Source organism: Mixta intestinalis (assembly GCF_009914055.1).
Lineage (GTDB): Bacteria > Pseudomonadota > Gammaproteobacteria > Enterobacterales > Enterobacteriaceae > Mixta > Mixta intestinalis.
The window spans coordinates 610,191-634,443 of sequence record NZ_CP028271.1 but is presented as its reverse complement, the minus strand read 5'-3'; the positions used below and the strand labels follow the sequence as shown (position 1 = coordinate 634,443).

The window sequence follows — 24,253 nt, the reverse complement described above, 5'->3', positions numbered from 1 at the left end:
TTCAGGTGCGCGTCTTCTGCTGGCGCGCGCTTTTGATCCATAGCCAGCTGCCGTTTACGGCAATCAGCGTCAGCAGCAGATATTCCAGCGCCATGGCATAGACGCCCTGACGGGCAAAAATCCAGACGCTGATAACATCAATCACCACCCACAGCAGCCAGTTTTCCACATACTTACGCGTCATCAGGATCATCGCCACAATCGACAGTACCATCATTGTCGAATCCCAGAACGGAAAGGCATCGGGCTGTAGCTGCGGCATCGTTACCTGCAGGCCAACCGCCTGCATCAGCACCACAGCCAGCCGGGTCAAAAAAGCAAAAACCGGATCGATCCAGAACGTCATCAGCACAATCGCGAGCAGGCTACCCGCGCCCCAGGCGATCGCCTTACGGCGCGGTAGCCAGCGTATCTGTAACGCCGCCTGGTTATCACCAGCCTGACGACTCCAGGCATACCAGCCGTAAAGATTGGCACCAAAAAAGAACAGCTGCAGCAGCAGGCTGGCATAGAGCTGTATCTGGAAAAAGATCATCGCAAACAGCGTGACGTTAATTAATCCAAACAGATAGTTAATGATTTTTTCTTTACTGGCCAGCCAGATGCAAAGCAGGCCAGCCAGCGTACCTACTGCCTCAATCCATGAGAGATCGTAGCCGCCCGCACCCAGCGGGATATGAACCAGGATATTTTGCGTGCTGAAAAATTCCATATTAGCGCCCTGGAGTATGCCCTCAGGCATTACCCTTTACGTTGAGTTTGAGATCCGCTGCAAAAGATAGCATACGGTTCAGCGGCGTCAGCGCACGCTGGCGCAGTTCAGCATCCACATGAATCTCATGCGCCTCACCTCCCTGCGTCAGGCTTTGTGCAATCGCCTGCAGGCCATTCATCGCCATCCATGGACAGTGCGCACAGCTGCGGCAGGTTGCCCCTTCGCCTGCGGTCGGTGCCTCCAGCAATATTTTTTCCGGCACCGCCTGCTGCATTTTATAAAAGATGCCGCGATCGGTAGCGACAATCATTTGCGGATGCGGCAAAGTTTTCGCCGCCTGGATCAGCTGGCTGGTAGAACCTACGGCATCGGCTAAATCTACCACCGCCTGCGGTGATTCAGGATGTACCAGCACTGCCGCCTGCGGATAGAGTGCTTTCATCTGCCGCAGCGCCTGGGTTTTAAATTCATCGTGAACGATGCAGGCCCCCTGCCAGCAAAGCACATCCGCGCCGGTTTGCTGCTGCACGTAACGTCCCAGGTGGCGATCCGGTGCCCAGAGAATTTTTTCTCCGAGGCTATCAAGATGCTCAATCAGCTCAACGGCAATGCTGGAGGTCACTACCCAGTCGGCACGCGCCTTGACCGCGGCGGACGTGTTAGCATAAACCACGACGGTACGATCGGGATGGCTGGCACAAAAGGCATCAAAGGCCTCGACTGGACAGCCGAGATCGAGCGAACACTCCGCCTGTAGCGTCGGCATCAAAATGGTTTTTTCCGGGCTGAGGATTTTCGCCGTTTCGCCCATAAAGCGCACGCCTGCAACCAGCAGCGTCGAGGCGGGATGGGCGCTACCAAAGCGCGCCATCTCCAGCGAATCGGCGACGCAGCCGCCCGTCTCTTCCGCCAGCGCCTGAATTTCCGGATCGGTGTAATAATGCGCCACCATTACCGCATCACGCTCGCGCAACAGCCGCCGGATATTGTCGCGATAAGCCTGTTTTTCATCTTCCGTCAGGCGGGCAGGCTTCGGTGGAAAAGGATAGAAACTCTCGTTATCGGGCAACAGGCTCATTAAGGGGATCTCGTTTTATTAACTTAACTTATCCAGCTATTTTAGCGCTAATAAGCGGTATAAAAGCAATGTTAGTTTTATATGCTAAACAAGATAATAGAAAACGAGGGCGCTGTCGCTAATTTTACGCGGCGCGTGCGGTATGCTGCCGCACGCTGCGCGGTTTACAGGCTCAGCAGATCGGACTTTTCGATCGCCAGCAGAAAGGCTTTTGCTTCCAGGCCGCCAGCAAAGCCGGTAAGTTTACCGTTGGTGCCGATAACGCGATGGCAGGGAGCAATAATAGAAATCGGGTTGCGCCCGTTAGCTGCACCTACGGCCCTGACTGCGGTGGGATGGCCTATTGCACGCGCAATCTCAGCGTAGCTGCGTGTTTCACCGTAGGGAATCGCCACCAGCGCCTGCCAGACTTTTTTCTGAAACTCGGTGCCAACGAAATCGAGCGGCAGAGTAAATTGCTTCAGATCGCCGGCAAAATAGGCGTTTAGCTGGCGCTCCGTTTCCAGCAGCAAAGGATGCTGTGGATCTTCAGTCACCGGGGCCAGTTTGATGCGCGCCATTTCCCTTTGCCACAACACCGCCGCCAGGCCGCGATCGCTGGCCAACAGCGTGAGCTCGCCTACCGGCGAAGCCATTTTTTTGCTGTAGTAGCTCATTTTCTCCTCCTGATTTGTTCCATCGACTTGCGCATTATCACGCATTTTACGCCGGTTACCGGCTGTTTTCGGTCAGCTGAATAAAAAAACCGCCTGTCCGAAAACGGCGAGTTTTATACTCAAAGCAGGCGTAAAGTGAAACCGAACAGCCGAATGCGGAGCGGAAAAATGATTAACGGTGATATTGCCTGGCAGGCATTAACTTCAAGGGATACGCGTTTTGACGGTGTATTCTATGTCGGCGTGACCTCGACCGGCATTTACTGTCGTCCAGTCTGTCCGGTCAGAGCGCCGCGCCGCGAAAACTGCCTGTTTTTTACCAGTGCGGAAGCGGCAGAGAAAGCGGCTTTTCGCCCCTGCCTGCGCTGCCGCCCGGAACTGGCTCCCGGCAACGCGCCGATGGACAACGCGCATCGTATTACTGATTTGCTATTGCAGCGCATCGATGAAGGCCAGATTGATGCCACCGACAGCCTGGAAGAGGTGGCCGCCTGGTTTCATCTCAGCCTGCGTCAGCTAAGACGTATCGTGCAGCGGGAGCTCGGCGTATCGCCGCTGGAGCTGAAGCAGACGCGACGTCTGCTGCTGGCTAAGCAACTGCTTACCGAAACGCGCCTGCCGATCACCGAAGTCGCCTTTGCCAGCGGCTTCAGCAGCCTGCGGCGCTTTAACGATGTTTTTAGTCAGCGCTATCGGATGCCGCCCAGCCGACTGCGCAAAATGGCGAACGGCGAAACCACGGCGGATCTCAGCGGCTCCTCAACGCTCCTGCTCAGCTATCGTCCACCCTATGACTGGCAGGCCATGCTCGATTTTCTGCGTCTGCGTGCGCTAAAAAATGTGGAATCGGTTGATGAGGAGAGTTACCTGCGCACCGTGCAGCTGGGACGCTATCGTGGCTGGATTCGCGTCACCCACGCCGCAGATAAACCAGCATTGCAGGTGGAGTTTTCTCATTCGCTTAATGGCGCTCTGCCTGCATTACTGCGCCGCTTACGTAACCTGTTCGATCTGGATGCACATCCTCAATGTATTGACGATTGTCTGCGTGAGGACCCATTACTGATGGAGAGTATCAAGCGTAATCCTGGCCTGCGTGTTCCCGGTGCGTTTGATGGTTTTGAAATGACGGTGCGTGCGGTACTTGGTCAGCAGATAACGGTAAAAGCGGCTACTACGCTGGGCGGACGCTTTGCCAGTGCCTTTGGCGAGGAGGCAGAAACGCCCTTTGCTGAACTGACGCGCCTGGCTCCTCAGCCGTCACGCGTAGCCAGCGCGACGGTTGATGAGATCGCCAGCCTGGGGATTGTGAGCGCCCGTGCTCGCTCTATTCTGGCACTGGCTGCCGCCTGCAACGAGGGCGAGCTACAGCTGGAGGCCAATGTGAATCCTGATGAGATAATGCAGCGCCTGCGTCAGCTTCCGGGCATTGGTGAATGGACCGCCTCTTATATTGCCATGCGAGCGCTGCGCTGGCCGGATGCCTTTCCCGCCGGGGATATTGTGATCAGGAATAATCTGGGCGGTATTAGCGCTAAGCAGGCGGAAGCACGCTCTGCGCAGTGGCGCCCCTGGCGCAGCTATGCGGTAATGCATATCTGGAAGAATTTAAGCGCGAAGAAATAAGTTTTGCATAGCAAAAAGGCACCTTTAGGGTGCCTTTCTACATTGGTGGGTCGTGCAGGATTCGAACCTGCGACCAATTGATTAAAAGTCAACTGCTCTACCAACTGAGCTAACGACCCGATGGTGGGTGATGACGGGCTCGAACCGCCGACCCCCTCCTTGTAAGGGAGGTGCTCTACCAACTGAGCTAATCACCCGCAATGCGGTACTGTTCTCGGTCTACACCGGATACTGCTTTAAATGGTGGGTCGTGCAGGATTCGAACCTGCGACCAATTGATTAAAAGTCAACTGCTCTACCAACTGAGCTAACGACCCGCAATGCGGTACTACTGCTTCGGTCTGCACCGGATACTGCTTTAAATTGGTGGGTCGTGCAGGATTCGAACCTGCGACCAATTGATTAAAAGTCAACTGCTCTACCAACTGAGCTAACGACCCGCAACGCGGTACTGCTGCTTCGGTTTACACCGGATACTGCTTTAAATTGGTGGGTCGTGCAGGATAACTCGGCTTGCGCCTCGCCCTTCGGGCCGTTGCCGCTGGCAACGTTGTCTCGCTTTCGCTCGACTCGAACCTGCTACAGGTTCTTATCCTGCCGGTCTGCACCGGATTTTGCTTTAAATTGGTGGGTCGTGCAGGATTCGAACCTGCGACCAATTGATTAAAAGTCAACTGCTCTACCAACTGAGCTAACGACCCACTTTTTGCCTGCCGAAACATAATCGCTTATGCCCCGTCAACGGCGGCATATATTACCGATTTACATTTTCAGCGCAACCACTATTTTCCCTGACGCGGCTCAACTGCTTACCTTTCAGGCGTTAAGACCAGAAATCCAGCGATATCTGGTCAACTTAACGCAATTACAGTCCCGCAGCACGTTTTTGCGCCTGCTTAGCCGCTTCGGTATTCGGGTACTGTTTAATCACCTGCTGATAAACGGCCTTCGCCTTCGCGCTGTCGCCCTTATCCTGCATGATTACGCCAACCTTATACAACGCTTCCGCGCTTTTTGGCGACTTAGGATAATTCTTCACCACGGTAGCAAAATAATAGGCCGCATCGTCTTTTTTGCCTTTGTTGTAATTTAGCTGACCCAGCCAGTAATTCGCATTTGGCTGATAGGTTGAGTCAGGATATTTCTTCACAAAGGCCTGAAAAGCCGTAATTGCCTGATCGTATTGTTTCTTTTCCAGCACCAGCGCAACCGCACTGTTGTAATCGCTGTTTGCATCACCGCTTTGTACCGGTGCCGCTGAGCTACCTGTCGCCGCCCCGCTGCTTGCCGGACTGTCGGTAGCAGCATTATCGCCTGACGCTGCCGCACCGCCCGCGCTGGCTGAAGCACCGCTGCTCAGGCTGTCAATCTGCTGATAGATCTGTTTTTGACGTTCAACCACCTGGTTTAACTGGTAGCTGTTTTCCTGAATCTGACCACGCAGCGAATCGATATCGCTTTGCGTTGCGTTAAGCTGCTGCTGTAGCTGTTGAAGAAGCTGAGCCTGCGAATTAGAAATGCGCTCAAGAGAGGTGACCCGGTCTTCTACCGAGCCGGAGCCGACGTTACTGATTGAAGCCTGGGCATTAGCGGCCCAGGGGGCCGCTATGCCAATCAGTAACGACAGACTCAACAAGTGAGGTCTGAAGCTACTAATCATGTGAGTCTCTTAGTATACCAGGACGGCGCGACGGTTTTTAGAATACGCCGCTTCGTCATGACCAAGAACAGCCGGTTTCTCTTTACCGTAAGAAACGATAGAGATCTGATCGGCAGATACGCCTTTGCCCTGCAGGTACATTTTAACGGCGTTAGCACGACGCTCGCCCAGTGCGATGTTGTATTCCGGCGTGCCGCGCTCGTCTGCATGACCTTCTACGGTCACTTTGTAAGACGGGTTGCCACGCAGGAAAGCCGCGTGCGCATCCAGCATCTGAGCGAAGTCAGAGCGGATGTCATATTTGTCCAGATCGAAGTAAACGATATTGTTCTGCTGCAGCTGCTGCATTTGCAGACGCGCCTGCTCTTCAGAGGACATGTTGCCGCCGTTCATGCCGTTGCCGCTGCCGTAAGCACCATCAGCGCCCATACCACCGTTGGTCTGGTCGTTGTTGTTGTCTTTGTGCGAGCTACATGCAGCCACAGCGATTACCGGCAGAGCCAGCATTAAACCCTTCAGCACTTTGTTCAGTTGCATTTCTAAATCCTGTTATAAGTTGCTATACATATTTACACATGCATCACAGATACGGCGACCAGGCAGGAAATTTGACCTGTCCATCGGTAGCCGGAAGACGCGCTTTGAAACGCCCATCTGTCGAAACCAACTGCAACACGGAACCCATCCCCTGAGTAGAGCTATAGATTACCATCGTGCCGTTAGGTGCGAGACTTGGCGTCTCATCCAGGAACGTGTCCGTTAATTGTTGAACGGCTCCCGTTTCCAGATCTTGTCTGGCGACGTGTTGTGCGCCGCCGTTGGTGCTAATCATCACCATAGATTTTCCGTCAGTGGCAACGTCAGCATCCTGGTTTTGTGAACCTTCCCAGGTAATACGCTGCGCGGTGCCGCCATTGACGCTAATTTTATAAATCTGCGGACGTCCCGCCTGATCTGAGGTATAGGCGATATTCTGGCTGTCCGGATACCAGGTAGGCTCGGTGCTGTTATAGCGTCCGTCCGTTACCTGACGAATCTGACCGGAACCAAGATCCATCACGTACAGATTGAGGCTGCCGGTTTTAGAAAGCGCAAACGCCAGCTTCGAACCATCCGGTGAGAAAGCCGGTGCGCCGTTATGACGCGGGAACGATGCCACCTGACGAATAGCACCATTGGCCAGCGTCTGGATAACCAGCGCGGATTTACCGCTCTCAAACGTCACATAGGCCAGTTTACTGCCGTCCGGTGACCAGGCTGGTGACATCAGCGGCTGCGGCGAACGATGAACAACAAACTGGTTGTAGCCATCATAGTCGGCAACGCGCAGTTCATAAGGGAACTGACCGCCATTGGTCTGCACCACATACGCGATGCGGGTACGGAAAGCGCCTTTGATACCGGTCAGCTTCTCGAAAGATTCATCGCTGGCAGTATGCGCCGCATAGCGCAGCCACTGCTTAGTCACTTTGTACTGGTTTTGTGCCAGCACGGTGCCCGGCGAACCGGAGGTATCGACCAGCTGGTAAGAGATGGTGTAGCTGCCATCAGCACCAGGCTGGATTTGCCCCACCACAACCGCATCGATTCCCAGCGCGGTCCAGGCCGCTGGCTGCACTTCCGCCGCGCTGGTTGGCTGCTGCGGCAGACGAGAACGATCCAGCGGATTAAATTTGCCACTGTTGCGCAGATCGGCAGCGATAATCCCGCCGATATCTTCCGGCGCGGCACCAGGGCCATCCCATTTAAACGGGACAACGCCTATCGGACGCGCCGTGTTTACCCCCTGGGTAATTTCGATGCGCACTTCCGCGTGCAGCATCGCTGCCCACAGAAGAAGAAAAAAGCTTAAGGTTACACGTAGTGCCTGCTTCATTTTCTCTCCCTTATCTGAACATTTACGTCCACGATAATTCGCACTGTTCCTGACGACGATTAGCTAAGTCCATACAGAGTATGGCAAGCTAACCATAGTTCAACCTACCATTTGTTACTGCATTATTAAGGCTTGAATTCCAGCACTGCATCCTTCACCGCCTGCCAGACATCCTGGCTTGGCGGCTTCGGCATCCGCGCCATGCGCGCTGCGTTAATCGCCGCCTGGCACAGGGCCGCATCGCCGCCTGCCGCCGTTGCTGAAATCAACAGTCCATCCGGTGCCAGCTTGATGCGCACGTCACAGGTTCGCCCTTTGAAGGTGTCGGAATCATAGAATTTACTCTCTATTGCCCCTTTCACCTGACCGAGATAGCTATCGATAGCCGCCCCGGAAGCCCCTGATTTTTTCTGCGTACCTTTACCCGCCGCACCGCCGGACTGCCCGGTTTTAGGTGCGTTCTTACCTGAGGTCAGGCCGCCCAGCAAATCATCTACCGCGCTACTGTCGCTGGCTGCTTCCGCCGCCGCTTTTTTCTTCGCGTCTGCGGCAGCCTTCGCTTTCGCTTCCGCAGCGGCTTTGGCTTTGGCGTCCGCCGCTGCCTTTGCTTTCGCCTCGGCTTTCGCTTTAGCATCGGCAGCCGCTTTTTCTTTGGCTTCCTGTGCCGCTTTTTCTTTCGCTTCCGCAGCGGCTTTTGCTTTAGCCTCCGCCGCAGCTTTGGCTTTTGCCTCAGCTTTCGCTTTGGCATCGGCGGCCGCCTGCGCTTTCGCCTCGGCCTCGGCTTTGGCCTTCGCTTCTGCCGCCGCTTTAGCCTGCTGCTCCGCTTTTTTCTTCGCATCGGCAGCGGCTGCTTTCGCCTGTTCTTCCGCTTTCGCTTTTGCCGCAGCAGCGGCGGCAGCTTTTGCCTGCTCTGCCGCTTCGGTTTTCGCTTTAGCGGCGGCGGCTTCTGCTGCTTTCTGCTGCTCCTGCGCACGCTTCATCGCTTCTTCAGCCTCGCGCTGCTGCTCAGCCTGTTCCTGCGCCTGCTTTTTCGCCTCTTCCTGCGCCTGTAGCCGCTCTTTCTCCAGCTCTTTCAGACGTTGCTGTTCTGCCGCCTGCTTCTGCTGTAGCTCTTCAGCCTGCTGCTGCGCTTTTTTCTGCCGTTGCTGTTCAGCCCGGCGGCTGTCACTTTGCTGATTTTGCTGGCGATTATACTGCTCAACCACCGCGCCCGGATCGACCATGACAGCATCAATATCGCTACCGCCACCGCCGCCGCTGGCCTCGATTTTCTCGTCAAACGAACTCCAGATCAGTAATGCAATCAAAAAGATATGCAATATCACTGAAATGATTATCGCGCGTTTTAACTTATCGTTTTGTTCGGATGCCTTCGACACGCTCGGTTCCCAAAAAACGGTTACGGAATAATTAAATTGGCTGCGTCATCAGGCCAACTGATTTCACACCCGCCTGATGCAGCAGGTTCAGCGCCTTGATGATTTCGTCATAGGGGACATCTTTCGCACCGCCAATCAGAAACACCGTTTTCGGATTCGCTTCCAGTCGACGCTGCGCTTCTGCCACCACCTGCTCGGCAGGCAGCTGCTCCATGCGATCGTGATCGACCACCAGGCTGTACTGGCCAACGCCAGCCACTTCCACGATTACCGGTGGATTGTCATCGCTGGAGACGGTTTTCGCATCCGTAGCATCTGGCAGATCCACCTCAACGCTCTGGGTGATAATGGGTGCCGTCGCCATAAAGATCAGCAGCAGCACCAGCAGCACGTCCAGCAGCGGAACGATGTTAATTTCTGATTTCAGATCGCGGCGACCGCGACCACGCGTTCTGGCCATACGTCACCTCGGCTTACTTTTTACTGTCGCTGGAGAATGCCTGACGGTGCAGGATAGCCGTGAACTCTTCCATAAAGTTGTCGTAGCCCTGTTCCAGTTTATTGACGCGCTGGTTAAGACGGTTATAGGCCATGACCGCCGGAATAGCGGCAAACAGACCGATAGCGGTTGCGATCAGCGCTTCCGCGATACCCGGCGCTACCATTTGCAGCGTGGCCTGCTTCACTGCACCCAGCGCGATAAAGGCATGCATAATCCCCCACACCGTACCAAACAGGCCGATATAAGGACTGATAGAGCCTACGGTACCCAGGAAAGGAATATGGTTTTCCAGCGCTTCCAGCTCGCGGTTCATCGAGATCCGCATCGCGCGGCTCGCACCCTCGACGACCGCTTCCGGCGCATGGCTGTTCGCACGGTGCAGGCGAGCAAATTCTTTAAAACCGGCATAAAAGATCTGCTCAGAGCCACTTAGCTCGTCGCGGCGCGTCTGGCTTTCCTGGTACAGGCGAGAAAGCTCAATGCCCGACCAGAATTTATCTTCAAAGGCTTCCGCTTCGCGCCCCGCCGCGTTAAGGATGCGGGTACGCTGGATGATAATTGCCCAGGACGCAATAGAAAACCCGATCAAAATCAACATGATAAGTTTGACCAGAAGGCTTGCCTTCAGGAACAAATCAAGAATGTTCATGTCAGTCACTGCTTGAACTCCGCGACAATAGACTTGGGAAGCGCTATCGGCTTCATGAGGTGTGGGTTGATGCAGGCAATAAGAACTTCTGCTTCATTGAGAACTTTGCCTTCTGTGTTAACAATACGTTGCCTGAACGTCATGGTGGCCCGACTCATCGTCGTTACCTCGCTCTGAACCTCAAGCAAGTCGTCCAGACGCGCAGCAGCAATGTAATCAACCGTCATTCGACGAACAACAAAAGCAATCTGCTGTTCAAGCAGCGATTGCTGATTGAAATGACGCTCGCGCAGCATTTCAGTACGTGCTCGTTCATAGAAAGCAATATAGCTGGCGTGATAAACCACGCCACCGGCATCCGTATCTTCGTAGTAGACACGTACCGGCCAGCGAAACAGCGTTGTACTCACTTTACATCCCGGTAATGCTTTTTAAACGTTGCTACTATACGCAAGTGCAAACGGCTTGGGAATGGGTCGCCAGAGCGCAGATAAAATAATTATCAAACGGATACTATTGACAAAAATTTCGTGATATTTACTGGCACAAGGTGGGACTAAAAACAGATGAATTGACAAAATTTTTCGTTGTCGGCTGGCCTGCAAAAAGAAAAGAGCCCGTTGCGGGCTCTTTCCTGTCAATGCACTACGCGTCAATCGATCAGCCTTGCGCGTTATCCTGCGGCGCGCTTTCTTCTATATGCTCCAGCGCCAGCGCAGTGATGATACCTAAGGAGCAGGCCAGCAGCGTTCCGAGAATCCAGGCAAAGTACCACATAGCTTGTCGCCTCCGTTAGTAAAGTGAATGAGTGTTACGTTCTATATGTTCTTTGGTAATGCGCCCGAACATCTTGTAATAGCTCCAGCTGGTGTAAATCAGGATCAGCGGTACGAAAATCATTGCCACATACAGCATCAGGTTGAGCGTTAACAGACTTGAAGTCGCGTCCCACAGCGTCAGGCTGACATTAGGCTGGGTGCTGGAAGGCATAATGAACGGGAACATCGCAACGCCGGCGGTAAGGATCACACACGCCAGCGTCAGCGAGGAGCAAAGAAATGCCCATGCGCTCTTTCTCAGACGTGAACAGATCACCGTCAACAGCGGCAGCAGCAGGCCCAGCGCAGGAATCAGCCACAGCAGAGGATGGTTCTGGAAATTAATCAGCCAGGCACCTGCCTGACGTGCCACTTCTTTATTTAACGGATTAGAGACCGCCGCATGATCGAGCGCACTGGTCACAACATAACCTTCAATACCGTATACCACCCAAACGCCCGCCAGCGCGAAAGCCACCAGCATCACCAGCGCGGAGATTTGCGCCGCTGCACGGGCGCGCAGGTAAAGCTCACCGCCGGTACGCATTTGCAGATAGGTTGCCCCCTGGGTCAGAATCATTGTCAGGCTGACCACGCCCGCCAGCAGACCAAACGGGTTGAGCAATTCAAAGAAGCTGCCGGTATAAAAGAGGCGCAGATAGGTATCGGCATGGAAAGGCACGCCCTGTAACAGGTTGCCAAACGCGATACCAATCGCTACCGGCGGTACGAAGCTGCCAATAAAGATGCAGTTATCCCACCCACGACGCCAGCGTACATCTTCAATCTTTGAGCGATAGTCAAATCCCAGCGGGCGGAAGTAAAGCGAAGCCAGTACCAGGATCATCGCAATGTAAAAGCCGGAAAACGCCGCGGCGTAAACCATTGGCCAGGCGGCGAACAGTGCGCCGCCTGCGGTGACCAGCCATACCTGGTTGCCGTCCCAGTGCGGCGCGATGCTGTTAATCATCACGCGGCGCTCGGTATCGGTGCGTCCCAGAATGCGTGACAGCATACCCACGCCCATATCGAACCCATCGGCGATGGCGAAGCCAATCAGCAGAACACCAATCAGCACCCACCAGATAAAACGTACAACTTCATAATCCAACATGGCTGACTCCTTTACTGCGCAGGCTGTGAAGCGATAGTGGACTGTTCATAGTGATAACGTCCGGTTTTCAGGCTGCTTGGCCCCAGGCGGGCGAATTTGATCATCAGATACATCTCTATCACCACGAAGATCGTATAGAGGCCGCAGATCAGGATCATTGAGAACAGCAGATCGCCGATAGTAAGCGAGGAGTTCGCTACCGCTGTTGGCAGCACTTCGCCAATCGCCCAGGGCTGACGGCCGTATTCAGCCACAAACCAGCCCGCTTCAACAGCGATCCAGGGGAGCGGGATGCCGAAGAATGCCGCTCGCAGCAGCCAGCGGTTTTTACCCACGCGGTTGCGGATTACGCTCCAGAATGAGAGCCCGATAATCCCCAGCATCAACACACCGCACAGCACCATAATGCGGAAGGAGAAATAGAGCGGCGCGACCTGCGGAATAGAGTCCTGCGTTGCCAGCTTGATCTGCTGTTCCGTTGCGTCAGCCACATTCGGCGTATAGCGTTTCAGCAACAGGCCATAGCCAAGATCTTGTTTACGGGCGTTAAAGTCTTCGCGTACTGCCGGATCGGTTTCACCAGCGCGCAACGCTTCCAGTAACTGATATGCTTTCATACCGTTGCGGATACGTACTTCATGTTCCGCCAACAGCTCTTTCAGCCCGGTTACCGGTTTATCCACCGAACGGGTGGCAATGAGTCCCAGCAGCCACGGAACCTGAACGGCGTAGTCGTTTTGCTGAGTTTCCTGGTTGGGCAGGCCGAACAGCGTAAAGGAGGCTGGCGCAGGCTGGGTTTCCCACTCGGCTTCTATCGCAGCCAGCTTAGCTTTCTGTACATCACCCATTTCATAGCCGGACTCATCGCCCAGCAGAATGACCGACAGCACTGCCGCCATACCAAAACTGGCCGCAATAGCGAAAGAGCGCTTCGCAAAAGCGACGTCGCGCCCGCGCAGCAGGTAATAAGCGCTGATGCCCAGGATAAACATGGCCCCGGTGGTATAGCCCGCCGCCACGGTATGCACAAATTTCACCTGTGCCACCGGGTTTAATACCAGCTCAGAGAAGCTCACCATTTCCATGCGCATGGTTTCAAAATTAAACTCGGCGGCAATCGGGTTCTGCATCCAGCCATTAGCGACCAGGATCCACAGCGCAGAAAGGTTGGAACCCAGCGCAACCAGCCAGGTCACGGCCATATGCTGAACTTTGCCGAGACGATCCCAGCCGAAAAAGAAGAGGCCGACAAAAGTCGATTCAAGGAAAAAAGCCATTAGCGCTTCGATAGCCAGCGGAGCGCCGAAAATATCCCCAACGTAGTGAGAATAGTAAGACCAGTTAGTCCCAAACTGGAATTCCATCGTCAGGCCGGTGGCAACCCCCAGGGCGAAGTTAATGCCAAACAGCTTGCCCCAGAACTTAGTCATATCTTTGTAAATCGGTTTTCCCGACAGGACATAGACGGTTTCCATGATTGCCAGTAAAAACGACAGACCTATCGTCAGTGGCACAAACAGGAAATGGTACATCGCCGTCAAGGCAAACTGTAAACGCGACAGATCGACGATATCGAACATCTTGACCCCTTGCTTTTCGCTGAAAGCGATTAACGCATACGTTATTTATTGGCGAACCAACAAATAGCGACAGGCTAATTGCTGTTGAAAAAGGTTTTTTATTTTTTGCTGTATAGCGGACGCAAACAGCCACGCTGCCCTACAGCAGTTAAACGAAAGTTAATTATATCTTCCCTGGTGAGACGCCAATATAATACCCATACAAACGAAACGGTAAAGCAAAATTATTGCGGCCTGAGGATTTTTTTGATCCAGATTCGCAACTACTACAAATGAGGTAAAAATCCAAAAAATGATATGGCGCAATTTACTCCGAAAAGGCGCGAGGTCAATAGGAAAACTTAAACTTCAAATAATTAACGGCAAATCAAAGAAAAATTAAAACTTAATGAGAGAAATTAAAATAGTGGTAAATCAAATGTTAACTTAACGTTTATATTTAGTAATATTAGCGCATGTGTTTAATATTAGAAAAAGTTTAAATTGCCAAATTTTACTTTTCTTTTAGTTGAATAGCTAAAGCGTTTAATTCCTTTTCTTCAGATAACATTATTTTTACCATTATCCTTTCCGTTGAAATTTACAATAAATAAACCAAAAACAATCAAAAATACAACAAACATATATTGCAAAATTTATGCCAAATATAAAAACAGGAGAACGAATGAGAGGTTTATCCAGAAGCAATGAGAGGGATAAAAGACAGGAAGTTACTTAACCAACGGCAATATATAAAAAAGGCCACCCACAGGTGGCCAATTTATCGAATAATCTTAAAGAGATTATTTCAGAGGAAGAACCGCTTTTACTGCATCGCCAATATCTGCCAGGCTACGTACAGTTTTTACACCTGCGGCTTCCAGCGCAGCGAATTTCTCATCCGCCGTACCTTTACCGCCTGCGATGATGGCACCTGCATGTCCCATACGCTTGCCTTTCGGCGCGGTGACGCCCGCAATATAGCCAACAACTGGCTTGGTCACGTGCTCTTTGATAAAAGCAGCCGCCTCTTCTTCCGCACTGCCGCCGATTTCGCCGATCATTACGATGGCTTCGGTCTGCGGGTCATCCTGGAACATCTGCAGGATATCAATAAAGTTAGAACCCGGAATCGGATCGCCGCCGATACCCACGCAGGTGGACTGGCCGTAACCGATGTCGGTAGTCTGCTTAACCGCTTCATAGGTCAGCGTACCTGAACGGGATACGATGCCGATGCGTCCCGGCTGGTGAATGTGGCCCGGCATGATACCGATTTTACATTCGCCCGGCGTGATCACGCCCGGACAGTTCGGGCCAATCATGCGCACGCCCGCTTCGTCCAGCTTCACTTTTACCGTTAGCATATCCAGCGTCGGAATACCTTCGGTAATGGTGATAATTAATTTAATGCCCGCATCGATCGCTTCCAAGATGCCGTCTTTACAAAACGGAGCCGGTACATAAATAACGGAGGCTGTCGCGCCGGTAGCTTCTACCGCTTCGCGCACGGTATTGAATACCGGCAGGCCGAGATGGGTCGTGCCGCCTTTGCCCGGCGTTACGCCACCAACCAGCTGCGTCCCATAGGCCAGCGCCTGCTCAGAGTGGAATGTACCCTGGCCACCGGTGAACCCCTGGCAGATAACTTTGGTGTTTTTGTCGATCAAAATGGACATTACTTACCCTCCGCTGCAGCAACAACGCGTTGGGCCGCGTCGGTGAGGCTGGTTGCTGCAATAATATTCAAACCACTGTCCGCCAGTTTCTGTGCGCCCAGCTCAGCGTTGTTCCCTTCCAGACGTACCACTACCGGTACGTTAACGCCAACTTCCGCTACTGCACCGATGATGCCGTCAGCAATCAGGTCACAGCGCACGATGCCGCCGAAAATGTTAACAAATACCGCTTTCACCGCATCATCAGAGAGGATGATTTTAAAGGCTTCGGTTACGCGCTCTTTGGTCGCGCCACCGCCGACGTCGAGGAAGTTAGCTGGCTGGCCACCGTGATGTTTCACGATATCCATGGTCCCCATCGCCAGGCCAGCGCCGTTTACCATACAGCCGATGTTACCTTCCAGCGCAACGTAGTTCAGTTCCCACTGGGTAGCATGGGCTTCACGCGGGTCTTCCTGGCTCGGATCGCGCATTTCACGCAGTTCCGGCTGACGGAACATTGCGTTGCCGTCCGCGCCCAGTTTGCCATCCAGACAGATCAGGTCGCCCTGCTTAGTGATAACCAGCGGGTTGATCTCAACCAGCGCCAGGTCACGTTCCAGGAATAGCGTTGCCAGGCCCATAAAGATTTTGGTGAACTGGTTTACCTGTTTGCCGGTCAGACCCAGCTTAAATGCCAGCTCGCGGCCCTGATAAGGCTGCGGACCGGTCAGCGGATCCAGCGCCATTTTATGAATCAGGTGCGGGGTTTCTTCCGCTACTTTCTCAATCTCTACGCCACCTTCGGTAGAGGCCATAAACACCACGCGACGCGAGCTGCGATCGACAACCGCACCGAGATAGAGTTCTTTATCGATATCGGTAGCGGCTTCTACCAGAATTTCGTTAACCGGCTGCCCTTCCGCATCCGTTTGGTAAGTGACCAGACGTTTACCCAGCCAGTTTTCAGCGAAGGCACGAATATCTTCCTTGCTGTTAACCACTTTCACACCGCCCGCTTTACCACGGCCACCGGCATGAACCTGACATTTCACTACCCACGGGCCTGCGCCAATTTTGGAGGCCGCCTCTTCCGCTTCGCGTGGCGTAGTGCAGGCGTAACCGGTGGGTGCCGGTAAGCCATACCGTGCAAACAGCTGTTTCGCCTGGTACTCGTGTAAGTTCATGATGTTCTATCCATTCAGGTCTGAAAACATTAGTAACGTTGGGCGCGGCATATACCGCGCCCGGCAAGATTAAACGTCCAGCAGCAGGCGCGCCGGATCTTCCAGCATCTCTTTCACTGCCACCAGATAGCCTACGGATTCGCGGCCATCGATCAGACGGTGATCGTAAGAGAGCGCCAGATACATCATCGGCAGCACTACTACCTGACCATTTACCGCCATCGGACGATCTTTAATGGCGTGCATGCCCAGAATCGCGCTCTGCGGCGGGTTGATGATCGGCGTGGACATCAGAGAACCGAACACGCCGCCGTTGGTGATGGTAAAGTTACCGCCGGTCAGCTCGTCGACCGTTAGCTTACCGTCGCGGCCTTTAATCGCCAACTCTTTGATTTTTTTCTCAATGTCCGCCATGCTCAGCGTATCAACATCTTTCAGCACCGGCGTGACCAGGCCACGCGGCGTAGAAACGGCAATGCTGACGTCGAAGTAGTTGTGATAAACCACATCGTCGCCGTCGATAGAGGCGTTCACTTCCGGGTAACGTTTCAGCGCTTCTACCACAGCTTTAATGTAGAAGGACATAAAGCCCAGACGCACGCCGTGACGCTTCTCGAAAGCTTCGCCGTACTGCTTACGCAGATCCATAATCGGCTTCATGTTCACTTCGTTGAAGGTGGTCAGCATTGCGGTACTGTTTTTCGCTTCCAGCAGACGCTCCGCCACACGCTTACGCAGACGGGTCATCGGTACGCGTTTTTCGCTGCGGCCCGCCAGCGGCTGCTGCGGTGCAGCTTCCGCTTTCGGCTCGGCTTTCGCGGCGGCAGGCTGCTGTTTCAGATGTTTTTCCACATCTTCACGGGTCAGACGTCCGCCAACGCCGGTGCCTTTGATCGCAGCGGCGTCAAGATCGTGTTCAGCAATCAGGCGGCGGATCGCCGGGCTGAGCGCGTCGTTGCTTTCTTCTTCCAGCGAAGCGGACTGCCGCTGCGCCGGGTTAGCCTCGTTACCTTCAGCTTTAGCGGTCGTTTCTTTACCGCCGCTGTTGCCCTCTTTCAGGCGGCCCAGGATCTGACGCGACGTAACGGTGGCACCTTCTTCTTCCAGTACGGCTTCCAGCACGCCGTCGGCGGAAGCCGGCACTTCCAGGATAACTTTATCCGTTTCGATCTCTACCAGAACTTCATCGCGGCTTACCGCATCGCCCGGTTTTTTATGCCAGGTTGCTACGGTGGCGTCAGCAACAGATTCAGGCAGGTCGGGAACGAGAATATCTACGCTACTCATTATCTTTCCTTATTTAATCAACGTTCAGCGCGTCATTAACCAGGTCTTGCTGCTGTTTCAGGTGTACGGACATGTAACCTACAGCAGGTGAAGCGGAAGCCGGACGGCCGGCATAACGTAAAGAAGCACCAAAAGGAACCACTTCGCGGAAGTGATGCTGGCTGCAATACCAGGCACCCTGGTTCAGCGGCTCCTCCTGACACCAGACGAAATCATGTACGTGCGCATAGGGCTGTAACGCTTCCTGTACCGCTTTATGCGGGAAAGGATAGAGCTGCTCAACGCGTACGATAGCCACATCTTTTTGCTCATTTTTGCGGCGCTGCTCCAGCAGATCGTAGTAGACCTTACCGGCGCACAGCACCACGCGTTTTACCGCCTGCGGATCGAGATCGTCGACCTCACCAATCGCTGGCTGGAAGCTACCGTTCGCCAGTTCTTCCAGTGAAGAAACGGCCAGCGGATGGCGCAGCAGCGATTTCGGCGACATCACTACCAGCGGACGACGCATCCCACGCAGCGCCTGACGACGCAGCATGTGATAAACCTGCGCCGGGGTAGACGGTACGCAAACCTGCATATTTTGTTCGGCGCACAGCTGGAGATAACGCTCCAGGCGTGCCGAAGAGTGTTCCGGGCCCTGCCCTTCATAGCCGTGCGGCAGCAGCATCACCAGGCCACACATACGGCCCCACTTCTGCTCGCCGGAGCTGATGAACTGATCAATCACCACCTGCGCGCCGTTAGCGAAGTCACCAAACTGCGCTTCCCAAATGGTAAGCGTGCGTGGCTCAGCGGTAGCGTAGCCATATTCAAACGCCAGTACCGCTTCTTCCGACAGTACAGAATCCCAGACTTTAAACTGGCCCTGACCGTTGTGAATATGCTGTAGCGGCGTGTAAGTTGAGCCGTTCGCCTGGTTATGAATCACCGCATGGCGATGGAAGAAGGTGCCGCGCCCGGAATCTTCACCGGAGAGACGTACCGGAATGCCTTCATCTACCAGCGTGGCGTAGGCGAGATTTTCCGCCGCGCCCCAGTCAAACAGCTTGTTGCCCGCCGCCATTTCAGCGCGGTCGTTGTAAATTTTCGCCACGCGCGACTGCACTTCTACCGATTCCGGCACCTGACTGATGCGTTTCGCCAGTTCCTGAAGCCGTTTACCATCTACCTTTTCCGGGTAGCTCTCATCCCACTCATGGTTGAGATAAGGCGACCAGGTAAAGGAGTGCAGGCTCATCGGACGCCATTCCGGCACCACGCATTCGCCTGCATCCAGCGCGTCACGATAAAGATTAACCATTTCCGTGGCATCTTCCAGGCTGATCACCTGTTCAGCTTCCAGACGGTCAGCGTAAATTTTACGCGGCGTCGGATGCTTTTTAATTTTCTGGTACATCACCGGCTGCGTGGCGCTCGGCTCATCCGCTTCGTTATGGCCGTGGCGACGATAGCAAACCAGATCGATGAAAACGTCACGCTTAAAGGTGTTACGGAAATCGAGCGCCAGACGGGTCACAAAGGCCACCGCTTCCGGGTCGTCAGCGTTGACGTGGAAGATCGGTGCCTGCACCATCTTGCCGATATCGGTACAGTATTGCGTTGAGCGGGCATCTTTTGGATTAGAGGTGGTGAAACCAATCTGGTTGTTGATCACGATACGCACCGTACCGCCCACTTCATAACCACGCGCCTGCGACATGTTCAGGGTTTCCTGCACCACGCCCTGACCGATAACCGCCGCATCACCGTGAATGGTAATCGGCAGCACTTTATTGCTGCCCGGCTCATCCAGACGATCGAGGCGTGCACGCACCGATCCCATGACTACCGGGCTGACGATTTCCAGGTGCGACGGGTTAAATGCCAGCGCCAGGTGCACCATACCGCCTTCGGTCTCCACGTCAGAAGAGAAGCCCATATGGTATTTCACGTCACCGGTGCCAAGATGCTCTTTATGCTTGCCGGAGAACTCATCGAACAGATCCTGCGGCTTTTTACCCAGTACGTTAATCAGGACGTTCAGACGCCCTCGGTGCGCCATACCCAGCACCACTTCACGCGTGCCGCTCTTACCGGCATGACGAATCATTTCGCGCAGCATCGGTACCAGCGCATCGCCGCCTTCGAGCGAGAAACGTTTCGCGCCCGGGAATTTCGCGCCGAGATAGCGTTCCAGTCCTTCCGCTGCGGTCAGCTCTTTCAGGAAGCCTTTTTTCTCTTCCTTACTGAAAGAGGCATGCCCAACCACCGATTCAATACGCTGCTGGAGCCAGCGCTTCTCTTCGGTATTGGTGATGTGCATATATTCCGCGCCGATCGGCCCGCAGTAGGTCTGCTTCAGCGCATTAATCAGCTCGCCGAGCTGCATGCGATCTTTACCAATAGCGAAGGAACCGACATTGAAGGTTTCCTGGTAATCCGCCTCGCTCAGGCCGTGAAAGGCGGGTTCAAGATCCGATACCTGCTCCTGCTGCCAGAGTCCCAGCGGGTCAAGACTGGCATGCTGATGACCGCGAAAGCGGAAGGCATTGATAAGTTGCAGGACTTTAACCTGTTTGGCATTGGCGTCGGGATCGCCAACAGAAGCGGCGTAGCGTGAAGTATCTTTCGCCAGACGGCGGAAATAATCGCGCGTAGAGGAGTGGAACTGCTCAGGCCTGAGCCCGGTGCCGGGAAGCTGCTGGAACATGTCACGCCATACAGCATCAACAGAGTCAGGATCGGTGAGATAATCCTCATAGAGCTGCTCTATGTAAGATTGGTTCGCGCCGGCCAGCCAGGAGGAGTCAAGCCAGGGCTTCATTGCGCTGTTCTGCATTGTGATCCCTTAAGCATTACATGCTTTATTCGAGGTTTCATTGTTGCCGGGTTACCGGCTTGCCCAACGCTGCACCCCGCACCTGCTTGTAAAGTGCGCGGTACAGCCAGATCCAGTTCATCGATACGAGCACAGTGGGCAACCGATGCCCTGGCCCGTAAGGGAACCTTGGTAAACGTTGCCTGCTGACAGCGCTTAACGGGGTTTCCTTAAAACATCCGGGAACCTGAGTTCCCGGATCGCTTATGGCGTTATGCGTTACGCTGTAGCAGCATCGACTTAATGTGGCCGATGGCGCGCGTTGGGTTCAATCCTTTCGGACACACGCTAACGCAATTCATAATGCTGTGACAGCGGAAGACGCTGAAAGCATCGCTGAGATCGTCCAGGCGCGCGTTGGTTTCGGTATCGCGGCTGTCAATCAGGAAGCGATAGGCGGCCAGCAGCCCCGCAGGCCCAACGAATTTATCCGGGTTCCACCAGAACGACGGACAGGAGGTTGAGCAGCAGGCGCACAGAATACACTCATAAAGCCCATCTAAATGTGCGCGTTCTTCCGGCGTTTGCAAATGCTCGCGCGCCGGCGGATTTTCGCCATTATTCAACAGGTAAGGCCTGATCTTTTCATACTGCTTATAGAACTGACCCATGTCCACGACTAAGTCGCGGATCACCGGCAGGCCCGGCAACGGACGGATCACAATTTTCTGTTTGCCGTTACTCAGCGCCGAGACCGGCGTGATGCAGGCCAGGCCGTTGCGCCCGTTCATATTCAGCCCGTCAGAGCCGCAAACGCCCTCACGACAGGAACGGCGAAACGCCAGCGACGGATCTTTCTCTTTCAGCTTAATCAGCGCATCCAGCAGCATCATGTCGCGTCCCTCTTCCGCTTCCAGGGTGTAATCCTGCATACGGGGCGCGTTATCCACATCCGGGTTATAACGATAAATGGAAAATTCGAGTCTCATCGTCTCTTCTCCGCAAATTAGTAGGTGCGCACTTTCGGCGGGAAAGCGGGGCGCAGTTTCGGCTGCATGTTCACCTCACGGCGCGTCATGCTTTCGGTTTGCGGCAGATAGAGCGAATGGCACAGCCACTTCTCATCGTCACGATCCGGGTAGTCAAAACGGCTGTGGGCACCGCGGCTTTCCGTGCGGTAGTTCGCCGCAACGGCGGTAGCGAAGGCGGTTTCCATCAGGTTATCCAGCTCCAGGCACTCAATGCGCTGGGTATTGAAATCGCTGGAACGGTCATCCAGGCGTGCGAATTTCAGGCGTTCACGAATCTGTTTCAGATCCTCCAGCCCTTTCGCCATCGCATCGCCTTCACGGAATACCGAGAAGTTGTTCTGCATGCAGCTTTGCAGCGCTTTGCGAATCTCAACCGGATCTTCGCCGGTGGTGTTGTTATCCCAGCGCTGATAGCGCGCCATCGCGGCGTCAATATCTTCCGGTGCGGCGTCACGCAGCGCGCCCTGCTCCTGGATAGATTCCTGCAAATGCAGGCCTGCGGCGCGTCCAAAGACCACCAGGTCCAGCAGCGAGTTGCCGCCCAGACGGTTCGCGCCATGTACCGATACGCAGGCAATTTCGCCGACCGCGAACAGGCCCGGCACCACGACTTCTTCGCCCTGTGCATTCAGCGTCAGCGCCTGACCGGTCACTTTGGTCGGAATTCCACCCATCATATAGTGACAGGTTGGGATAACCGGAATCGGCTCTTTCACCGGATCGACGTGGGCGAAAGTACGCGATAGCTCCAGGATACCCGGCAGACGTGACTCCAGCACCTCTTTCCCAAGGTGATCCAGTTTCAGCTTAATGTGCGGTCCCCACGGACCTTCGCAGCCGCGACCTTCACGAATTTCTATCATCATTGAACGCGCAACGACGTCACGGCCCGCCAAATCCTTGGCGTTAGGCGCATAACGCTCCATAAAGCGCTCGCCATGTTTATTCAGCAGATAGCCGCCTTCACCGCGACAGCCTTCGGTGACCAGCACGCCCGCACCGGCAATACCGGTTGGATGGAACTGCCACATCTCCATATCCTGCACCGGCACGCCAGCACGCAGCGCCATACCTACGCCGTCGCCAGTGTTGATATGCGCATTGGTGGTGGACTGGTAGATACGGCCCGCGCCGCCGGTAGCCAGCACCGTCGCTTTCGCTTTGAAGTAGACCACTTCACCGGTTTCAATGCTGAGTGCGGTACAGCCAACAACCGCCCCATCCTGGTTTTTCACCAGATCGAGCGCGTACCACTCGGAGAAGATAGTGGTTTTGTTTTTCAGGTTCTGCTGATACAGCGTATGCAGCAGCGCGTGACCGGTACGGTCGGCTGCGGCAGCAGTACGTGCCGCCTGCTCGCCGCCGAAGTTACGCGACTGACCGCCGAACGGGCGCTGGTAGATACGTCCATCGTCAAGACGGGAGAACGGCAGACCCATATGCTCCAGTTCCAGAATCGCTTCCGGGCCGGTTTTACACATATATTCGATCGCGTCCTGATCGCCGATATAGTCGGAACCTTTGACGGTATCGTACATATGCCATTCCCAGTTATCCTCATGGCTGTTACCTAACGCGACGGTGATACCACCCTGCGCAGAAACCGTGTGGGAACGGGTAGGAAAGACTTTAGACAGCAGGGCGCAGCTCTGGCCCGACTGGGAAATTTGCAGGGCTGCGCGCATACCTGCGCCACCTGCCCCGATCACGACGGCATCAAACTCTCTGACTGGCAAATTCATCTCACGCACCCCACACCACAACAGTTCCATAAATCGCATAAACCAACAGCGCGACAACCACGACCAGCTGTAACAGCAGACGCCACGCCAGCGGTTTAATGTAGTCGGTCAGTACCTGCCACATGCCGATCCAGCCGTGAATAACGGTGGAGAACAGCGTCAGCAGCGTAAAGACTTTGGTAAAGGACGAGGCGAAGAAGGCGCGCCAGATATCATAGGTCAGCGTATCTGACATAATGATGAAGCCGAGGATATACAGGGTATAGAGCGTAATGAGGATCGCTGTAGCACGCAGCAGCAGCCAGTCCTGAACGCCATTGCGCCCCAGTGCAGTAGCATTGCTTACCATACGAGGACTCCCGCCAAAATTGAAAGCACGACAGTTATACCAAAACCGATACGCGCTGAGCTGTTACCTACGCGCTGAGTTTCAGCCAGATACCCGAAGTCCATCAGCATATGACGAATACCACCAACGATATGCCAGGCCAGGGCGGTAAGGATGCCCCACATAATGAACTTAGCGAAAAAGCTGTTCATTACGGCAGAGGCCTGCAGGAAGCCTTCGGGAGAGGAGAGCGAGAGACCCAATAGCCAGAGCAGAATACCGACAGCCACAATGCTAATGACGCCGGAAACGCGGTGGAGAATGGACGCAATTGCAGTAACGGGAAACCGGATCGTAGTGAGATCCAAGTTGACAGGTCTTTGTTTTTTCACGGTTTTGCCCACACAGCCTTTCTTATTTTGCTTCCTCCGGGCCTGAAGGTGAAAGCCGATCACGGGCGTGGTCAGACTCGTGCACCGGCACCAAAACAGCAACATCCAGTGTTAATTGAAGCGGTAAAACGCTGGGTGGCTCCTGGTGTCAGGGTATTCCGGAGACCTGGCGGCAGTATAGGACGATCACATTATT

22 protein-coding genes, 5 tRNA genes and 1 other RNA gene are annotated in these 24,253 nt (G+C 54.3%); 1 reads left to right on the top strand and 27 read right to left on the bottom strand.

Annotation, left to right across the window (positions count from 1 at the left end):
- Window position 1 precedes the first annotated feature (1 nt).
- The 3 genes from pnuC to C7M51_RS02960 all read right to left on the bottom strand — a co-directional run bounded on the left by pnuC (window position 2) and on the right by C7M51_RS02960 (window position 2,449).
- Entirely contained in the window at window positions 2-712 is a 711-nt protein-coding gene (gene pnuC / locus C7M51_RS02970) for a nicotinamide riboside transporter PnuC (RefSeq protein ID WP_160620360.1), read from the bottom strand.
- Window positions 713-734: 22 nt separating this feature from the next.
- Complete coding sequence (nadA, locus tag C7M51_RS02965) at window positions 735-1,793, bottom strand: quinolinate synthase NadA (protein WP_160620358.1); 1,059 nt, start codon at window positions 1,791-1,793, stop codon at window positions 735-737.
- Window positions 1,794-1,957: 164 nt separating this feature from the next.
- Window positions 1,958-2,449: a methylated-DNA--[protein]-cysteine S-methyltransferase gene (locus C7M51_RS02960; protein WP_160620356.1), complete on the bottom strand. Its 492-nt coding sequence runs from the start codon at window positions 2,447-2,449 to the stop codon at window positions 1,958-1,960.
- A 168-nt stretch (window positions 2,450-2,617) separates the two neighbouring features.
- Here C7M51_RS02960 and C7M51_RS02955 point away from each other — a divergent pair, with 168 nt between their 5' ends.
- Complete coding sequence (locus tag C7M51_RS02955; protein WP_160620354.1) at window positions 2,618-4,075, top strand: AlkA N-terminal domain-containing protein; 1,458 nt, start codon at window positions 2,618-2,620, stop codon at window positions 4,073-4,075.
- 43 nt (window positions 4,076-4,118) lie between these two features.
- On the opposite strand, the gene C7M51_RS02950 is transcribed toward C7M51_RS02955, so the two are convergent.
- The 24 genes from C7M51_RS02950 to sdhC form a co-directional block, all read right to left on the bottom strand.
- A tRNA-Lys gene (locus tag C7M51_RS02950) sits at window positions 4,119-4,194 on the bottom strand.
- A gap of 2 nt (window positions 4,195-4,196) precedes the next feature.
- Window positions 4,197-4,272 (bottom strand) — tRNA-Val (locus tag C7M51_RS02945).
- 44 nt (window positions 4,273-4,316) lie between these two features.
- A tRNA-Lys gene (locus tag C7M51_RS02940) sits at window positions 4,317-4,392 on the bottom strand.
- A gap of 47 nt (window positions 4,393-4,439) precedes the next feature.
- Window positions 4,440-4,515: transfer RNA gene (locus C7M51_RS02935), tRNA-Lys, on the bottom strand.
- 47 nt (window positions 4,516-4,562) lie between these two features.
- Window positions 4,563-4,689, bottom strand: a non-coding RNA gene (locus C7M51_RS02930) — RtT sRNA.
- An 11-nt stretch (window positions 4,690-4,700) separates the two neighbouring features.
- A tRNA-Lys gene (locus tag C7M51_RS02925) sits at window positions 4,701-4,776 on the bottom strand.
- Window positions 4,777-4,940: 164 nt separating this feature from the next.
- Window positions 4,941-5,735, bottom strand: coding sequence for a cell division protein CpoB (gene cpoB, locus C7M51_RS02920; RefSeq protein WP_160620353.1), 795 nt, complete (start codon window positions 5,733-5,735; stop codon window positions 4,941-4,943).
- A 9-nt stretch (window positions 5,736-5,744) separates the two neighbouring features.
- A complete protein-coding gene (gene pal / locus C7M51_RS02915) occupies window positions 5,745-6,272 on the bottom strand; it encodes a peptidoglycan-associated lipoprotein Pal (protein WP_160620351.1) in 528 nt (175 codons plus the stop codon).
- Window positions 6,273-6,315: 43 nt separating this feature from the next.
- Window positions 6,316-7,611 (bottom strand): Tol-Pal system beta propeller repeat protein TolB, encoded by a 1,296-nt coding sequence (gene tolB / locus C7M51_RS02910; protein WP_160620349.1) that lies wholly within the window; start codon window positions 7,609-7,611, stop codon window positions 6,316-6,318.
- 125 nt (window positions 7,612-7,736) lie between these two features.
- Window positions 7,737-8,990, bottom strand: coding sequence for a cell envelope integrity protein TolA (gene tolA, locus C7M51_RS02905; RefSeq protein ID WP_160620347.1), 1,254 nt, complete (start codon window positions 8,988-8,990; stop codon window positions 7,737-7,739).
- A gap of 31 nt (window positions 8,991-9,021) precedes the next feature.
- Window positions 9,022-9,450, bottom strand: coding sequence for a colicin uptake protein TolR (gene tolR, locus C7M51_RS02900; protein ID WP_160620345.1), 429 nt, complete (start codon window positions 9,448-9,450; stop codon window positions 9,022-9,024).
- 13 nt (window positions 9,451-9,463) lie between these two features.
- Complete coding sequence (gene tolQ / locus C7M51_RS02895) at window positions 9,464-10,150, bottom strand: Tol-Pal system protein TolQ (RefSeq protein WP_160620343.1); 687 nt, start codon at window positions 10,148-10,150, stop codon at window positions 9,464-9,466.
- The gene (ybgC, locus tag C7M51_RS02890; protein ID WP_160620341.1) at window positions 10,147-10,551 is read right to left on the bottom strand and encodes a tol-pal system-associated acyl-CoA thioesterase; all 405 of its coding nucleotides are present in this window, start codon (window positions 10,549-10,551) and stop codon (window positions 10,147-10,149) included. Before ybgC ends, tolQ begins: the two co-directional genes overlap by 4 nt.
- A 250-nt stretch (window positions 10,552-10,801) precedes the next feature.
- Window positions 10,802-10,918, bottom strand: coding sequence for a cytochrome bd-I oxidase subunit CydX (gene cydX, locus C7M51_RS02885; RefSeq protein WP_160620340.1), 117 nt, complete (start codon window positions 10,916-10,918; stop codon window positions 10,802-10,804).
- A 15-nt stretch (window positions 10,919-10,933) separates the two neighbouring features.
- The gene (gene cydB / locus C7M51_RS02880) at window positions 10,934-12,073 is read right to left on the bottom strand and encodes a cytochrome d ubiquinol oxidase subunit II (RefSeq protein ID WP_160620338.1); all 1,140 of its coding nucleotides are present in this window, start codon (window positions 12,071-12,073) and stop codon (window positions 10,934-10,936) included.
- An 11-nt stretch (window positions 12,074-12,084) separates the two neighbouring features.
- Window positions 12,085-13,653 (bottom strand): cytochrome ubiquinol oxidase subunit I, encoded by a 1,569-nt coding sequence (cydA, locus tag C7M51_RS02875; RefSeq protein ID WP_160620336.1) that lies wholly within the window; start codon window positions 13,651-13,653, stop codon window positions 12,085-12,087.
- 782 nt (window positions 13,654-14,435) lie between these two features.
- Window positions 14,436-15,311: a succinate--CoA ligase subunit alpha gene (gene sucD / locus C7M51_RS02870; RefSeq protein WP_141176947.1), complete on the bottom strand. Its 876-nt coding sequence runs from the start codon at window positions 15,309-15,311 to the stop codon at window positions 14,436-14,438.
- The gene (gene sucC, locus C7M51_RS02865; protein ID WP_160620334.1) at window positions 15,311-16,477 is read right to left on the bottom strand and encodes an ADP-forming succinate--CoA ligase subunit beta; all 1,167 of its coding nucleotides are present in this window, start codon (window positions 16,475-16,477) and stop codon (window positions 15,311-15,313) included. Before sucC ends, sucD begins: the two co-directional genes overlap by 1 nt.
- A 69-nt stretch (window positions 16,478-16,546) precedes the next feature.
- Complete coding sequence (gene odhB, locus C7M51_RS02860) at window positions 16,547-17,764, bottom strand: 2-oxoglutarate dehydrogenase complex dihydrolipoyllysine-residue succinyltransferase (RefSeq protein WP_160620332.1); 1,218 nt, start codon at window positions 17,762-17,764, stop codon at window positions 16,547-16,549.
- A 13-nt stretch (window positions 17,765-17,777) separates the two neighbouring features.
- Complete coding sequence (gene sucA / locus C7M51_RS02855) at window positions 17,778-20,585, bottom strand: 2-oxoglutarate dehydrogenase E1 component (RefSeq protein WP_160620330.1); 2,808 nt, start codon at window positions 20,583-20,585, stop codon at window positions 17,778-17,780.
- Window positions 20,586-20,836: 251 nt separating this feature from the next.
- Window positions 20,837-21,553, bottom strand: a complete 717-nt coding sequence (locus tag C7M51_RS02850; protein ID WP_160620328.1) for a succinate dehydrogenase iron-sulfur subunit — start codon at window positions 21,551-21,553, stop codon at window positions 20,837-20,839.
- A 17-nt stretch (window positions 21,554-21,570) separates the two neighbouring features.
- On the bottom strand, window positions 21,571-23,337 hold the full coding sequence (gene sdhA / locus C7M51_RS02845) for a succinate dehydrogenase flavoprotein subunit (RefSeq protein WP_160620325.1): 1,767 nt from the start codon (window positions 23,335-23,337) through the stop codon (window positions 21,571-21,573).
- A gap of 1 nt (window position 23,338) precedes the next feature.
- Window positions 23,339-23,686, bottom strand: a complete 348-nt coding sequence (gene sdhD, locus C7M51_RS02840) for a succinate dehydrogenase membrane anchor subunit (RefSeq protein ID WP_160620323.1) — start codon at window positions 23,684-23,686, stop codon at window positions 23,339-23,341.
- Entirely contained in the window at window positions 23,680-24,069 is a 390-nt protein-coding gene (gene sdhC / locus C7M51_RS02835; protein WP_160620321.1) for a succinate dehydrogenase cytochrome b556 subunit, read from the bottom strand. Before sdhC ends, sdhD begins: the two co-directional genes overlap by 7 nt.
- Window positions 24,070-24,253: the final 184 nt, after the last annotated feature.

Excerpts from the sequence above, each read along its gene's own strand:
- pnuC (WP_160620360.1), bottom strand. The coding sequence starts at position 712 with ATGGAATTTTTCAGCACGCAAAATATCCTGGTTCATATCCCGCTGGGT.
- nadA (WP_160620358.1), bottom strand. The coding sequence starts at position 1,793 with ATGAGCCTGTTGCCCGATAACGAGAGTTTCTATCCTTTTCCACCGAAG.
- C7M51_RS02960 (WP_160620356.1), bottom strand. The coding sequence starts at position 2,449 with ATGAGCTACTACAGCAAAAAAATGGCTTCGCCGGTAGGCGAGCTCACG.
- C7M51_RS02955 (WP_160620354.1), top strand. The coding sequence starts at position 2,618 with ATGATTAACGGTGATATTGCCTGGCAGGCATTAACTTCAAGGGATACG.
- cpoB (WP_160620353.1), bottom strand. The coding sequence starts at position 5,735 with ATGATTAGTAGCTTCAGACCTCACTTGTTGAGTCTGTCGTTACTGATT.
- pal (WP_160620351.1), bottom strand. The coding sequence starts at position 6,272 with ATGCAACTGAACAAAGTGCTGAAGGGTTTAATGCTGGCTCTGCCGGTA.
- tolB (WP_160620349.1), bottom strand. The coding sequence starts at position 7,611 with ATGAAGCAGGCACTACGTGTAACCTTAAGCTTTTTTCTTCTTCTGTGG.
- tolR (WP_160620345.1), bottom strand. The coding sequence starts at position 9,450 with ATGGCCAGAACGCGTGGTCGCGGTCGCCGCGATCTGAAATCAGAAATT.
- cydX (WP_160620340.1), bottom strand. The coding sequence starts at position 10,918 with ATGTGGTACTTTGCCTGGATTCTCGGAACGCTGCTGGCCTGCTCCTTA.
- cydB (WP_160620338.1), bottom strand. The coding sequence starts at position 12,073 with ATGTTGGATTATGAAGTTGTACGTTTTATCTGGTGGGTGCTGATTGGT.
- cydA (WP_160620336.1), bottom strand. The coding sequence starts at position 13,653 with ATGTTCGATATCGTCGATCTGTCGCGTTTACAGTTTGCCTTGACGGCG.
- sucD (WP_141176947.1), bottom strand. The coding sequence starts at position 15,311 with ATGTCCATTTTGATCGACAAAAACACCAAAGTTATCTGCCAGGGGTTC.
- sucC (WP_160620334.1), bottom strand. The coding sequence starts at position 16,477 with ATGAACTTACACGAGTACCAGGCGAAACAGCTGTTTGCACGGTATGGC.
- odhB (WP_160620332.1), bottom strand. The coding sequence starts at position 17,764 with ATGAGTAGCGTAGATATTCTCGTTCCCGACCTGCCTGAATCTGTTGCT.
- sucA (WP_160620330.1), bottom strand. The coding sequence starts at position 20,585 with ATGCAGAACAGCGCAATGAAGCCCTGGCTTGACTCCTCCTGGCTGGCC.
- C7M51_RS02850 (WP_160620328.1), bottom strand. The coding sequence starts at position 21,553 with ATGAGACTCGAATTTTCCATTTATCGTTATAACCCGGATGTGGATAAC.
- sdhA (WP_160620325.1), bottom strand. The coding sequence starts at position 23,337 with ATGAATTTGCCAGTCAGAGAGTTTGATGCCGTCGTGATCGGGGCAGGT.
- sdhD (WP_160620323.1), bottom strand. The coding sequence starts at position 23,686 with ATGGTAAGCAATGCTACTGCACTGGGGCGCAATGGCGTTCAGGACTGG.